11 protein-coding genes are annotated in these 13,798 nt (G+C 65.1%); 7 read left to right on the top strand and 4 right to left on the bottom strand.

Going from position 1 to position 13,798, the window contains the following annotated elements; genetic code table 11:
• Positions 1-70 precede the first annotated feature (70 nt).
• Both AB4Z51_RS37930 and AB4Z51_RS37925 read right to left on the bottom strand, forming a co-directional pair.
• The gene (locus AB4Z51_RS37930; RefSeq protein WP_071912973.1) at positions 71-2,086 is read right to left on the bottom strand and encodes an acetyl-CoA carboxylase biotin carboxylase subunit; all 2,016 of its coding nucleotides are present in this window, start codon (positions 2,084-2,086) and stop codon (positions 71-73) included.
• 175 nt (positions 2,087-2,261) lie between these two features.
• Entirely contained in the window at positions 2,262-3,332 is a 1,071-nt protein-coding gene (locus AB4Z51_RS37925; RefSeq protein WP_135214916.1) for a zinc-binding metallopeptidase family protein, read from the bottom strand.
• Between the two features lie 212 nt (positions 3,333-3,544).
• On the opposite strand from AB4Z51_RS37925, the gene AB4Z51_RS37920 reads away from it, so the two are divergent.
• From AB4Z51_RS37920 to AB4Z51_RS37900, 5 genes are all read left to right on the top strand, one after another.
• On the top strand, positions 3,545-6,022 hold the full coding sequence (locus tag AB4Z51_RS37920; protein ID WP_135214917.1) for a PAS domain-containing hybrid sensor histidine kinase/response regulator: 2,478 nt from the start codon (positions 3,545-3,547) through the stop codon (positions 6,020-6,022).
• A gap of 10 nt (positions 6,023-6,032) precedes the next feature.
• The gene (locus tag AB4Z51_RS37915; protein ID WP_063982673.1) at positions 6,033-6,473 is read left to right on the top strand and encodes an EamA family transporter; all 441 of its coding nucleotides are present in this window, start codon (positions 6,033-6,035) and stop codon (positions 6,471-6,473) included.
• A 68-nt stretch (positions 6,474-6,541) separates the two neighbouring features.
• Positions 6,542-7,828: an MFS transporter gene (locus AB4Z51_RS37910; RefSeq protein WP_135214918.1), complete on the top strand. Its 1,287-nt coding sequence runs from the start codon at positions 6,542-6,544 to the stop codon at positions 7,826-7,828.
• Between the two features lie 25 nt (positions 7,829-7,853).
• Complete coding sequence (locus AB4Z51_RS37905) at positions 7,854-9,104, top strand: arsenic transporter (protein WP_441499162.1); 1,251 nt, start codon at positions 7,854-7,856, stop codon at positions 9,102-9,104.
• Between the two features lie 97 nt (positions 9,105-9,201).
• Positions 9,202-9,435: a hypothetical protein gene (locus AB4Z51_RS37900; RefSeq protein ID WP_063982670.1), complete on the top strand. Its 234-nt coding sequence runs from the start codon at positions 9,202-9,204 to the stop codon at positions 9,433-9,435.
• 45 nt (positions 9,436-9,480) lie between these two features.
• Here the strand turns inward: AB4Z51_RS37900 and AB4Z51_RS37895 are convergent, their stop codons facing one another.
• Together AB4Z51_RS37895 and AB4Z51_RS37890 are read right to left on the bottom strand one after the other, a co-directional pair.
• Positions 9,481-10,845: an MFS transporter gene (locus AB4Z51_RS37895; protein WP_135214920.1), complete on the bottom strand. Its 1,365-nt coding sequence runs from the start codon at positions 10,843-10,845 to the stop codon at positions 9,481-9,483.
• A 25-nt stretch (positions 10,846-10,870) separates the two neighbouring features.
• Complete coding sequence (locus AB4Z51_RS37890; RefSeq protein WP_028152288.1) at positions 10,871-11,638, bottom strand: GntR family transcriptional regulator; 768 nt, start codon at positions 11,636-11,638, stop codon at positions 10,871-10,873.
• Between the two features lie 174 nt (positions 11,639-11,812).
• On the opposite strand from AB4Z51_RS37890, the gene AB4Z51_RS37885 reads away from it, so the two are divergent.
• Both AB4Z51_RS37885 and AB4Z51_RS37880 read left to right on the top strand, forming a co-directional pair.
• Positions 11,813-13,012, top strand: a complete 1,200-nt coding sequence (locus tag AB4Z51_RS37885) for a mandelate racemase/muconate lactonizing enzyme family protein (protein WP_167768060.1) — start codon at positions 11,813-11,815, stop codon at positions 13,010-13,012.
• A 12-nt stretch (positions 13,013-13,024) separates the two neighbouring features.
• Complete coding sequence (locus tag AB4Z51_RS37880) at positions 13,025-13,792, top strand: SDR family oxidoreductase (RefSeq protein WP_441499161.1); 768 nt, start codon at positions 13,025-13,027, stop codon at positions 13,790-13,792.
• The last annotated feature ends 6 nt before the right edge of the window (positions 13,793-13,798 follow it).

Here is a 13,798-nt window from a genome sequence, read left to right as displayed (position 1 = left end):
AGTCTGGATTGCTTCGCTGCGCTCGCAATGACGGTGTTGGTGGGGCCAGTGAGGGCCCCACTCACTTGCTTTACGCAAACTCCAGAATCAGCGCGTCCACCGCGAGCGTCGCGCCCGCGCTGGCGTGGATCTTCTTCACCGTACCGTCCTGCTCGGCACGGAGCACATTCTGCATCTTCATGGCTTCGATCACCGCGAGCGTCTCGCCGGCCTTGATCTCCTGCCCTTCGGTCACCGCGATCGAGACCACGAGGCCTGGCATCGGGCAAAGCAGCTTCTTGCCGGTGTCGGAGGCCGTGGTCACCGGCATCAGCCGTGCCGAGGCTGCTTCCGCCTCGGTCCAGACATAGACCGGCACCTCGACGCCCTGGTGCGCAAGGCGGATGCCGTTGGCGATCGGGCGCGCCTGCACCGCGACGAAATGGCCGTCGATGGTGCCCTGCCAGACCGGATCGCCCGGCTTCCACGGCGACTGCAGCAGATGCGCATTGCCGGCCTTGCCTTCGGCATCGACGAACCGGATCGCGATCGCCTCACCCTCGCGTCCGACCTCGAGCAGAATCTCCTGGCGGTCGAGCCAGACCGCGCGGCGACGCTCGCGCTGCACGACGCGGCCGCCCATCTGTCCCGAGATCTGCCGCTTGCGCTCCCCTAACACGTGGTCGATGGCGGCGCCGACCGCGGCGATCCGCCGCGCGACCTCGCCTTCGGGCACGCGCACGGCAAAGCCCTTGGGGAATTCCTCGGCGATGAAACCGGTCGAGAGCCGTCCCTCGCGCCAGCGCGGATGGTGCATCAGCGCCGACAGGAACGGGATGTTGTGCCTGATACCCTCGACATAGAACGAATCCAACGCGGTGGCCTGCGCCTCGATCGCAGCCGCGCGCGACGGCGCATGCGTGACGAGCTTGGCGATCATCGGATCGTAATAGATCGAGATCTCGCCGCCCTCCTGCACGCCCGTGTCGTTGCGCACGGTGATGCCGTCCTGGCTGGCTTCGGCCGGCGGGCGATACTTCACGAGGCGCCCGATCGAGGGCAGGAAGTTGCGGAACGGGTCCTCGGCGTAGAGGCGGGATTCCACCGCCCAGCCGGTGAGCGTAACGTCCTTCTGGCTGATCGCGAGCTTCTCGCCGGCGGCGACGCGGAGCATCTGCTCGACGAGGTCGATGCCGGTGACGAGCTCGGTGACGGGATGCTCGACCTGAAGGCGCGTGTTCATCTCCAGGAAGAAAAAGCTCTTGTCCTGCCCTGCGACGAATTCGACGGTGCCGGCGGAGTCGTAATTCACCGCTTTGGCCAGCGCGACGGCCTGCTCGCCCATCTTGCGGCGGGTGGCCTCATCGAGCAGCGGCGACGGCGCCTCCTCGATGACCTTCTGGTTGCGGCGCTGGATCGAGCATTCGCGCTCGCCGAGATAGATGACGTTGCCGTGCTTGTCGCCCAGCACCTGGATCTCGATGTGGCGGGGATCGACGATGAATTTTTCGACGAAGACGCGGTCGTCGCCGAACGAGGCTTTCGCCTCGGCCTTGGCAAGGTTGAAGCCCTCGGCAACCTCGCTCTTCGAATGCGCGATGCGCATGCCCTTGCCGCCACCGCCGGCGGAGGCCTTGATCATCACGGGATAGCCGATCTCGTCGGCTATCTTCACCGCGTGCTTGTCGTCCTCGATGACGCCGAGATAGCCCGGCACGGTCGAGACCTTGGCCTTCGCGGCGGCCTTCTTGGATTCGATCTTGTCGCCCATCGCGGCGATCGCGCCCGGGTTCGGGCCGATGAAGACGATGCCGGCAGCCTCCAGCGCGCGCGGAAACGCCTCGCGCTCGGACAGGAAGCCATAGCCGGGATGCACGGCCTCGGCGCCCGTCTTGCGGCAGGCCTCCACGATCTTCTCGATCACCAGATAGCTCTCGGCGGCTGCGGGCGGGCCGATCAGCACGGCCTCGTCGGCCATCTCGACATGGAGGGCATCGCGGTCGGCCTCGGAATAGACCGCAACCGTCTGAATTCCCATGCGGCGAGCGGTCTTGATGACCCGGCAGGCGATTTCGCCGCGATTGGCGATCAGAATGCGTTTGAACATGCTTTTCTTGAGTCTCGACCTTGGGCGGGACCCTTCCCTGGCCGTTGGGGCCTGCGGGGACGGGCCGTGTGACCCCCGTGGTACATCAAAATCGGCCGGAGGCAACGGTCTAAATCCGCGCCCTCTGGCGTACCAGCGCAAGACCGAAATGGGCCTGGTGAGCCCCTGAGCGCACCTACGGCTTCGCGGCCTTGGCCACGTCCCTGACCAAGCCGTGAATGAAGCCCAGCTTGCCGACCACCGCCGGAGACAGGATGAACGGATAGAGATCGCGCAGCCCCATGGCGCGGTTGACGCTGTTGATGGCGAAGGTGAAGGGCAGCCATGCATTGACGAGCGCCTCGACGTCCCTCGTCTCATAGGGGTTGAAACGGATGCGCGCCGTCAACTCCCCGTCGCGATCGACCCGGGGGCGCACCTCCATGCCGAACTCGGAGGCCATCTCCAGGGTGTCGACGATGTGGAGGTAGTGCGCCCAGGTCTCGGCGAAATCCTCCCAGGGATGCGTGGTGGCGTAGGCCGAGACGTAGGTCTGCTGCCAGTCCGGCGGCGCGCCTTCGGCATAATGGAGCTGCAAGGCCTGGCCGTAATCGGCGGAATCGTCGCCGAACACGGCGCGGCATTGCTCCAGCCTGCCGCCCTCGCGCACCAGCACGTCCCAGAAGTAATGGCCGACCTCGTGGCGGAAATGCCCGAGCAGCGTGCGGTAGGGCTCGCCCATCTCGAGCCTGCGCCGCTCGCGCTCGATCTCGTCGGTCTCGGTCAGCGCGATCGTGATCAGGCCGTTATCGTGGCCGGTCATGATCCTCTGGCCGCTGTTCGGATCGTCGGCGAGGAAATTGAAGATCAGCCCATGTTCGGGATTTTCCTGCCGCGTCTGGAGCGGCAGCTTCCAGCGGATCAGGGAATAGAACAGCCGGTGTTTCGCCACCTCCAACTCGCGCCAGCCGGCGAGCTGAACCGGATCGGACAGATCGGGCACGATGCCGTTGTGGCGGCAGGCGCGGCAATAGCCGGTGGTATCGCCCGCATCCGTCAGCCAGTTGCACGCGTCGTATTCGGCGTTACGGCAAAGCATCCGCCCCTTGCCCTTGTCGGCGAGCGTCATCCAGGCCTCGCCGTCGGGCTCGATCGCCGACATCGTCTCCTTCTCCGGCAGGAACGCGACGCGGTGGCCGCAGCGTTCGCAGGCGCGGTTCTCGAAATAGAGAACGTTGCCGCAGTCCTGGCAGACAAAGAGCTTCAAGATTTAGCCTCTTCGGGAAGGGAGTCTTATGATTAAGAGTTGCGACGCCTCGCAAATACGCGCGCGGGGGCTCATCGTTCCAACATTCGGGAACAAATAGCCAGACCCGGCGTTCGTTCATACCCGCCCCTGCGATCGGTGGCCCTTTCCGTCCTTATCCCCTTTTGAGTAATGGCTATCACGCTTTGTCTGTGGGAATATCGGCCCGGCACGTGCGCTCTTGCATCACAACGGCCGACACCTTGAACGATCCCTTGCCCGATACCAGCGCCGCCGAAAGGCTGCGCCAGCACCTCGAAGAGATCGCGCGCGAGCGCGACAACGCCTATCACGCGCTCCAGGAGCGCGAGGCAGAGCTGGCGCGTATCCAGCGCATCGGCAAGGTCGGCGGCCTCGAGGTCGACTTCCGCGAAGGCTTCAAGAACCGCCGCTCGCCGGAATATCTGATGCTCCACGGGCTGCCGGCGGATGCCACCGACGAGTCGCATGAGGATTGGGTCAACCGCATCCATCCCGAGGATCGCGACGCCGCGGTCAAGCACTTCCTCGATGCGCTGGCCGGGACGAACGAAGACTACACCGCCGAATACCGCATCATCCGCCCCAACGACGGCGAGACCCGCTGGATCCGCGTCGTCGCCAAGTTCGAGCGCGACAGTGACGGCCGCGCCATTCGCCTCGTCGGCGCCCATATCGACATCACCGCCCAGGCGCTCGCGCGCGAGACGCTGCGCGAGAGCGAGGAGCGTTTCCGGCTGATCGCCGACAGCGCGCCGGTGCCGATCTGGGTCACGAAGCTCGACCGCACGCGCTCCTTCGCCAACCAGGCCTATGTCGACTTCATCGGCCTGCCCTACGACCGGGCCATCGATTTCGACTGGCGCAAGATATTGCATCCGGACGACCTGCCACATGTGCTGCAGCAATCCGTCCAGGGCGAAGCGTCGCTGAAGCCGTTCGTGCTGGAAGCGCGCTACAAGAACGCCAGCGGTGAATGGCGGTGGCTGCGCTCGGAATCGCAGCCGCGCTGGGACCCGACCGGCAAGCATATCGGCTTCATCGGCGTCGCCCACGACATCACCGCCGCCAAGCAGGCCGAGATCGAGCTGAGGCGACTCAACGAGACGCTGGAGGAGCGCATCACCGAGCGCACCGCCGAGCTCGAATCCAACGAGGCGCGGCTGCGCGCGATCCTGGAGACAAGCAACCAGTATCAGGGGCTGGTCAATCTCAGGGGCGAGCTGCTCTACGCGAACCGGACTGCGCTCGATGGCATTCGCGTGGAGGCCCGCGACGTCATCGGCAAACCGTTCTGGGACACGCCCTGGTTCAACCAGACCCAGGGCATGAGCGCTGTCGTGCGCGAGGCCTTCGACACCGTGCTCAGAGGCGAAGCGGTGCGACTGGAGATGCGCCTGCGCCTGCCCATCGGGGAGCGCGATTTCGACTTCGGCATGCGTCCGGTGCTCGACCGCCACGGCAATATCACCGGTGCGGTGCCCGAGGCCGTCGACATCACCGAGCGCCGTCGCGGCGAGGAAGCGCTGCGGCAGTCGCAGAAGATGGAGGCGATCGGCCAGCTCACCGGCGGCGTCGCCCACGACTTCAACAACCTCCTCACCATCATCCGTTCCGCGACCGACTTCCTGCGCCGCCGCGAGCTGCCGGAAGAACGCCGCCGCCGCTATGTCGACGCCATCTCCGACACCGTGGAGCGCGCCTCCAAGCTCACCGCGCAGCTTTTGGCCTTTGCGCGCAGGCAGCCGCTGAAGCCGCAGATCTTCAACGTCGGCAGCCAGGTCGAGGCCGTGGCGCAACTGGTCCGGCCGCTGGTCGGCGGCCGCATCGCGATCGCCGTCGAGGTGAACGATGCCGACTGCTTCACGGTGGCCGACATCGCGCAGTTCGAGACCGCGCTGATCAACCTCGCCATCAACGCCCGCGACGCCATGGATGGCGAAGGCCGCCTCACCATCGCCGTGCGCAAGGTCGCGGGCATCCCGAGCCTGCGTGCGCAGTCGGCGCGCGGCGGCGACTATGTCGCGATCTCGGTTGCGGACACCGGCAGCGGCATCGCCCCTGAAAACATCGACGCCATCTTCGAGCCATTCTTCACCACCAAGGAGGTCGGCAAGGGCACCGGCCTCGGCCTCAGCCAGGCCTTCGGCTTCGCAAAGCAGTCCGAGGGCGACATCGCGGTGACGAGCACGCGCGGCGAAGGCGCGACCTTCACCATCTATCTGCCGCAGGCGCACAGTCCCGCCGCGGAGAAGGACGCTGCGGCACTGACCAGCGAAGCCGCCACCACCGGGCGCGGCTATCGCGTGCTCGTGGTCGAGGACAATGACGACGTCGGCCAGTTCTCGACCGAGCTGCTGGAAGATCTCGGCTATGTCGTCCGCCGGGTCGCCAACGCCAATGCGGCGCTCGGCATTCTCGGCGAGAACGAATTCGCCGTCGACCTCGTCTTCTCCGACGTCATCATGCCCGGCATGAACGGCGTCGAGCTCGCCGGCGTCATCCGCGAGCGCTATCCGGGCCTGCCCGTTGTGCTCACAAGCGGCTACAGCAACGTCCTCGCCGAGAACGCGCATCGCGGGTTCGAGCTGATCCAGAAGCCGTATTCGGTGGAGTCGCTGTCGCGCATTTTGCGCAAGGCGATCACGGAGAAGTTGGCGGCGGCAAGGTGAGTAATAATCGATGAAACCTGCCCTCTTCTCCGCCTGGCAGACCTGGGCGCTGCTCTCGGCCTGCTTTGCGGCGCTCACCGCGATCTTCGCCAAGGTCGGCGTCGAGAACATCAATCCGGATCTGGCGACGTTCATCCGCACGATCGTGGTGCTGCTCGCCTTCTCGGTGCTGCTGTTCTTCACCGGACAATTCGCGGTGCCGTCGGCGGTCTCGTCGAAGACCTGGCTATTCCTGGTGTTGTCCGGGCTTGCGACCGGCGCGTCCTGGCTGTGCTATTTCCGTGCTCTGAAGCTTGGCCCCGCGACGCTGGTGGCGCCGATCGACAAGCTCAGCGTCGTGCTGGTAGCCCTTTTCGCCTTCACCTTTCTCGGCGAGCGTCCGACTGGACAGGGCTGGCTTGGCATCGCCATGATCGGCGCCGGCGCGGTGCTGCTGGCCGTGAAGTTTTGAAGGGCGGAACAAAGGTGGCGTGAGATCGGTTTCTGGCCGGTCGCTTCCCAGCCTCGATCGAGAGACCGATGTCGAGCCAAGCCTCCCATCACCCCACCGACCAGACGAGACGCGCCGGCCGCGCGCTGGATGCGGCCAACTTCTTCCTCGCCGACGTCCGCGACGGGCTTGGGCCCTATCTCGCCGTCTATCTCCTCACCGAGCAGCACTGGGACGAGGCGCGCATCGGCCTCGTGATGTCGATCGCGACCGTTGCCGGCATCGTGGCGCAGACGCCGGCTGGCGCGCTGGTCGATGCGACGCGGGCGAAGCGGCTGGCGATGGTTATCGCCGCCATCATGGTGACGCTGGCGTCACTGTCGCTGCCGCTGTTTCCCACCTTCCTGCCGGTCGCGGTCTCGCAGGGCATCGCGCAGGCCGCCGCAGTGATCTTTCCGCCGGCGATCGCCGCCGTCTCGCTCGGCATCTTCGGTCATGCCGCCTTCACCCGGCGGATCGGCCGAAACGAGACCTTTAATCACGCCGGCAATGCAGTCGCCGCCGGGCTGGCGGGACTTTCCGCCTATTGGTTCGGCCCGACCGTGGTGTTCTACCTTCTCGCTGCCATGGCGGTCGCAAGCCTCGTGAGCATTCTCGCAATCCCCGCTCGCGCCATCGACCACGACCTCGCCCGCGGGCTGCACGACGCCGATACCGGTGACCAGCCGGAACAGCCCTCAGGTCTCGCGGTGCTCCTGACCTGCCGCCCCCTCCTCGTCTTCGCGGTCTGCGTCGTGCTGTTTCACCTGTCCAACGCGGCCATGCTGCCGCTGGTCGGGCAGAAACTCGCGCTGCAGGACAAGACCATGGGCACCAGCCTGATGTCGGCCTGCATCGTCGCAGCTCAAATTGTAATGGTGCCGTTCGCGATGCTGGTCGGCGCGAAGGCCGACCGCTGGGGCCACAAGCGCTTCTTCCTCGCCGCATTGTTGATCCTGCCCATTCGCGGCGCACTCTATACACTCTCCGACAATCCGTTCTGGCTGGTCGGCGTGCAGCTTCTGGACGGTGTCGGCGCCGGCATCTTTGGCGCGATCTTCCCCGTCATCGTCGCCGACCTCACGCGCAACACCGGCCGCTTCAACGTCGCGCAGGGCGCCGTCATCACCGCCCAGAGCATCGGCGCGGCGCTGTCGACGACGCTTGCGGGCCTCGTCGTGGTCGGCGCCGGCTACAGCGCGGCGTTCATCACGCTTGGCGCGGTCGCCGCGATCGGCGCCGTCGTCTGCCTCCTCGCCTTGCCCGAGACCCGGCGTGGCACCTTGCAGGTACAGGGGAAGACAGCGGCTCCAGCATCGGTTATCGCTGCCGAATGAACCGACCCAACCTCAAGGACTGAACGTGCCGTCTGACGCCATCTGRGCCTGGAGCATCATCGTCGCCGCGACCGCAGGCGTCATCATCCGGCCTTTTCGCCTGCCCGAGGCGATTTGGGCCGTGATCGGCGCCGGTGCCCTGGTGCTGCTCGGCCTCCTGCCGAGGCAGGACGCGCTCACGGGCATCGAGAAAGGCGTCGACGTCTATCTCTTCCTGATCGGCATGATGCTGATCGCCGAGCTCGCCCGGCTCGAAGGCCTGTTCGACTATCTCGCCGCCCTCGCCGTCGAATATGCGGCCGGCTCACCTCAGCGGCTGTTTCTGCTGATCTATCTCGTCGGCACCGTCGTCACCGTGCTGCTCTCCAATGACGCCACCGCGATCGTGCTGACACCCGCCGTCTACGCTGCGACGCGCGCGGCCGGCGCCAAGCCGCTGCCCTATCTGTTCGTCTGCGCCTTCATTGCGAACGCCGCAAGCTTCGTGCTGCCGATCTCGAACCCCGCCAATCTCGTGGTGTTCGGCGCGCGCATGCCGCATCTGACCGAATGGCTGCGTCAGTTCGCCCTGCCCTCGCTCGCCTCGATCGTGCTGACCTTTGTCGTACTGCGCATCACCCAGCATCGCGCGCTGAAACAGGAGATCATCGAGCGCCGCGTGCCGCACAAGGCGCTCAGCCGCGGCGGCAAGCTGACCGCGATCGGCATTGCTGCGATCGGCGTGGTGCTGATCACGGCCTCCGCGCTCGACAAGCAGCTTGGCCCGCCGACCTTCATCTGCGGCGCCGTGACGACCGGCCTCGTCCTGCTGCTCAGCCGTCAGTCGCCCATGTCGGTACTGAAGCACGTGTCCTGGAGCGTGCTGCCGCTGGTCGGCGGGCTTTTCGTGATGGTGGAAGCACTGGTGAAGACTGGCGTGATCGGCCATCTCAGCGCACTTCTGCACGAGGCCGTCGCGCAGTCCGTACCCGGGGCCGGCTGGAGCGTTGGGATCGCCACCGCCATCGCCACCAATATTGCCAATAACCTGCCGGTCGGCCTCGTCGCCGGGTCGATCRTGGCCGCCGATCACCTGCCCACCTCGGTCGTCAGCGCCATCCTGATCGGCGTCGACCTGGGACCGAATTTCTCGATCACCGGTTCGCTCGCGACCATCCTGTGGCTGGTCGCGCTCCGCCGCGAAAAAATCGAGGTCGGCGCCTGGCCGTTCCTCAAGCTGGGGCTGCTGGTGACGCCACCCGCCTTGATCGCAGCGCTTGCGGCTGCGATCCGGTAATCGCGTGCAATTTGCGGCGCATCAATGTCGCCGCCAAAGCCGGACCTATGCTTCTTCGCGTCGCGCAGTCTCATACGGCGCGGCACGGAGGTCCATCATGCAGATTCAATCAAAGGCATTGCCGCAGAGTTTTTCCCTACGTCGGTCGTTTCGGAGCTTCACCGCGCCGGAACAAGGTGGCGGGACATATCACCCCCTGCTCGTCGTCTCGGTCGTGGTGCTGCTGACCCTGTTCGCGATCGTGGAGATCGACCTCCACAGCGCCCAGCTTCAGGCGATCGGCCTGCTCGGCCATGGGTCCGGGATCAATCCCGTCTTCCTGAGCCCGTAGCGGGAAAAGCCGATCGCGGCCACAAGGCCGCGACCGGGCAACGCGTCAGTCGTTCTCGTAGCCGTAGACTTCCGGCAGGATGAAGATTGCGGCGAGCAATCCGATCAGCGGGAAGATCGCGACCATCAGCGTGGCATTGGCCTGCCCGATCGCGGCGAATACCGTCGGGAACAGGAAGATCGCCAGGAACGACGGCAGCTTCACGAACATGTAGGCGAAGCCGCTGGCCGTGCCGCGATACTTGGGCTTCGCAACCATGGTCGGGATCGTCATGCAGTTCGACGCGTCCCAGTAGTGGCCCCACAACATGGCGGCCGCCGCGAACGGCAGCAGGATCTTGTTGTCGGTGTAGAGCGCGAAGGCAGCGACCAGCAGCGAAGCCAGCACGATGCTGAAGCCGGCGATCGAGATGCCGCGGTGGCCGATTTTTGGCGTCAGCAGCGGACCGACCCAGCCGGACAGGGCCGCGAAGGAGAACAGCGCCATCGTCACCAGGTTGATGCCGAGCACGCTCGACACGCCGACCATCACGAACAGCACCGGCAGATAGAATGCGAAGGTCGAGAACTCGCTGCCTTGCGCGAAACAGGCGATCCAGCCGTAGATCGTGGCGCGCCAGCGGATCGGGTCCTTCCTGAGGTCGGCGATGAAGGCACGTGTGCTGACCTTCGGCACCTTCACGTCGTGGTCCGGCAACATGTCGAGATTGTCGTTGAACATCTCGCGCGCGACCTTCTTGGCCTCGCGGTAACGTCCCTTCTGCACCAGCCACACCGCCGTCTCCGGCACGTCGTGACGCATGATCAGGATAATCAGCGCCGGAACCGCGCCGAGACCGAGCGTCACGCGCCACAGCATCTCGTGCTGCATGTCGATCAGCAGGAAGATCACGATGACACCGATGGTAAGAACTTCACCGACGGCGAACATGAATTGCCAGCGATTGCCCATGACCTCGCGCTCACCCTTGGCCATGGATTCCATGATGTAGGTGTAGCCGGTCGAAATATCCGAGCCGAGCGGAATGCCGAGCAGGAAGCGGATCACGATGAGCCAGGTCACGTTCGGCACGAAGGCCTGCGCCAGCGCGAGCACGATGAACAGCACCATCGTCACCAGGAACATGACGCGGCGGCCGATCTTGTCGGAGAGCCAGCCGCCGAGCAGCGCGCCGATCAGGGCGCCGCCCTGCGTGCCGGCGGCGGCAAGACCCAGCATCAGCGGATCGGGATTGTACTGTTCCTTGATGAAGATCAGCACGAAGGCGATCGAATAGAGATCCCAGGCTTCGACCAGGATCGAGGCCATCATCAGCCAGCCGACCTTGTTGCCCTTGGGACTGTAGTTCGTGATGAGGTAACGGACCGCGGCTTCGCTCGCGGTCGGTTGTGGCATCGCCGTCGTTAACATCTTTGGTCCTCTCTTCAAAACTTTCTTACGTGCCGAGCAGCGGCTCGATGCTGCAATCGAGCAGGCGCGGATCGATCCCCGCCTCCATGCCCGTGAACATGTGGTCCATGTAGTCGATCAACGCATCGCTCGCCTTCACCGCGTCCTCGACGTGGCGGCCGGCGACCGCAACGAGAATGGCGAGGTGGCGATCGATCGTGCCTGACAGTTCGGCCTGCCCCGGCATGAAGCGATGGTGGATGTAGCCGATGCGGCGGTACAGCGTGTGCAACGGCCGCAGCGTGTGCACCAGGAAGGGCTCGCCGGCGGCTTCCAGCACCAGCGCGTCGATGCGGCGATCGATGCTGTTGAATTCGTCGAGGGTCAGGGTGGCGCGGCGTTCGCGCAGCAGACGCTCGATGTGCAGCGCCTGATTGCGATGCGACAGGCTGGCGCGATCCGCCGCGAGCCGCACGACGAAGCGCTCCATGTCGCGGCGCAAGGCCAGCAGCATCCGCTCGCGCGCAAGATCGATCGGCGCGATGTGCAGGCCGTGGCGCGGACGGATGATGATGAGCGTGTCAGCGGAGAGGCGATTCACGGCGTGATGCACCGGTGTGCGCCCGAAGCCGGTGATGTGCTGCAATTCCAGCATTGTCATGAATTGTCCGGGCTTAAGCTCGCAGTGGACGAGCAGCTCTTCGATCCTCTGATAAGCCAGCTCGAAGAAGTTGAGCCGGTTGCGCCGGGAGGGCTTGCCCTCGCCGTCGTCCTCGTTTCTCACCACCTCGAGCGCGCGCTTGCGCCGTGCCATGTCGTCCTCCTGTCAGCCGCGCTCTCATTGCTGGGTGGCGCCTTAGTTGTGGGACCCTTAAAACATGTTGTGATATATTACAAGCAGGCGTAAGACGTTCGCGCGATCTGCAACATGTTGCAGTGCGAAATGAGACGTCAGGTGCGAGGCGCCTGTGATGGGAGGACTGTTGCCGTGAAGATCACGTCAATCGAGACGCTGCGCACCGAGGAATTTTCCAACGTCATCTGGGTACGCGTTCACACCGACACGGGCATGATCGGTCTCGGCGAAACCTTCTATGGCGCGGGCGCGGTCGAAGCGCAGATCCACGACACYTTTGCCGGCCGCCTGCTCGGCCGCAATCCGCTGCACATCGAGGCGATCCATCGCGACATGCTGAACCTGCCGATGGCGCAGTCCTCCACCGGTGTCGAATACCGCGCGGCGTCCGCAATCGACATCGCGCTATGGGATCTGTTCGGCAAGGTCTGCAATCAGCCTGTGCACCAGATGCTCGGCGGCCTCTGCCGCGACAAGCAGCGCATCTACAACACCTGCGCCGGCACCCAATATGTCCGCTCCACCAATATCAGCCCCGTCGCCAACTGGAATCTCGGCGCCTCCAAAGGCCCCTACGAAGACCTCGACGGCTTCATGCACCACGCCGACGCGCTGGCCGAAAGCCTGCTGGAGAGCGGCATTTCCGCGATGAAGATCTGGCCGTTCGATCCGGCGGCCCAGGAGAACAAGGGCCTCTACATCACCGCAGCCCAGATGAAGCGGGCGATCGAACCGTTCGAGAAGATCCGCAAGGCCGTCGGCGACAAGATGGAGATCATGGTCGAGCTCCACTCGCTCTGGAACCTGCCGACCGCCAAGCAGATCGCGCGCGCGCTCGAGCCCTACAAGCCGACCTGGTACGAAGACCCGATCCGGATGAACTCGCCGCAGGCGCTGGCCGAATATGCCCGTTCGACCGATGTCTGGGTCTGCGCCAGCGAGACGCTGGGCTCACGCTTCCCCTACAAGGACATGCTCGACCGCGACGCCATGCATGTGGTGATGGCAGACCTGTGCTGGACCGGTGGCCTCACCGAGGGCCGCAAGATCGCGGCGATGGCCGAGACCTATCACCGCCCGTTTGCGCCGCATGACTGCATCGGCCCGATCGGCTTCATCGCCGCCATCCACATGTCGTTCAGCCAGCCCAACACGCTGATCCAGGAATCGGTACGCGCCTTCTACAGGGGCTGGTACAATGAGCTCGTCACCACGATGCCCACGATCAAGGACGGCTTTGTCTATCCGATGGAAGGACCGGGCCTCGGCGTCGACCTTCTGCCCGCCGTATTTGACCGCTCCGATCTGACCGTGCGTCGCTCCAACGTCTGAGGATTTCTTGAGATGAGCACCGCCCTCTTCGACCTTTCCGGCCGCACCGCGCTCGTGACCGGCTCCTCCCGCGGGCYCGGCCGCGCCATTGCCGAAGGCATGGCCAAGGCCGGCGCCAAGATCATCATCAACGGCGTCGACCCCAAGCGCGTCGAGCAGGCCGTCGCCGAGTTTCGCGCCGCCGGTCATCAGGCCGAGGGCGCCGCGTTCAACGTCACCGATGAGCCCGCGATCGTCGCGGGCTTCGAGCGCTTCGACCGCGAAGGGCTCGCGGTCGACATTCTCGTCAACAATGCCGGCATCCAGCACCGCAAGCCGCTGGTCGAGTTCACCACCGACGAATGGCGCAAGGTGATCGAGACTGACCTCACCAGCGCCTTCGTGATCGGCCGCGAGGCCGGCAAGCGCATGATCCCGCGCAAGCACGGCAAGATCATCAATATCGGCTCGCTCGGCAGCGAGCTCGCGCGTCCCACCATCGCGCCCTACACCGCGGCCAAGGGCGGCATCAAGAACCTGACCCGCTCGATGGCGGTGGAATGGGCCCAGCACGGCATCCAGGCCAATGCGATCGGCCCCGGCTACATGCTGACCGACATGAACGAGGCGCTGGTCAACAACACCGACTTCAACAACTGGCTGATGGGCCGCATCCCCTCCAAGCGCTGGGGCAGGCCGGACGAACTGGTGGGCGCGGCGATCTTCCTGGCTTCGGATGCTTCGACCTACGTCAACGGACAGATCATCTATGTCGATGGCGGCATGATCGCCGCGATGTAATCGCGA

Origin of the sequence: Bradyrhizobium sp. 2TAF36, assembly GCF_052114925.1 — a bacterium.
In the GTDB taxonomy this organism is placed as follows: Bacteria; Pseudomonadota; Alphaproteobacteria; order Rhizobiales; family Xanthobacteraceae; genus Bradyrhizobium; species Bradyrhizobium barranii.
The sequence above is the reverse complement of the archived record's forward strand: the minus strand, read 5'-3'. Positions and strand labels throughout refer to the sequence as shown.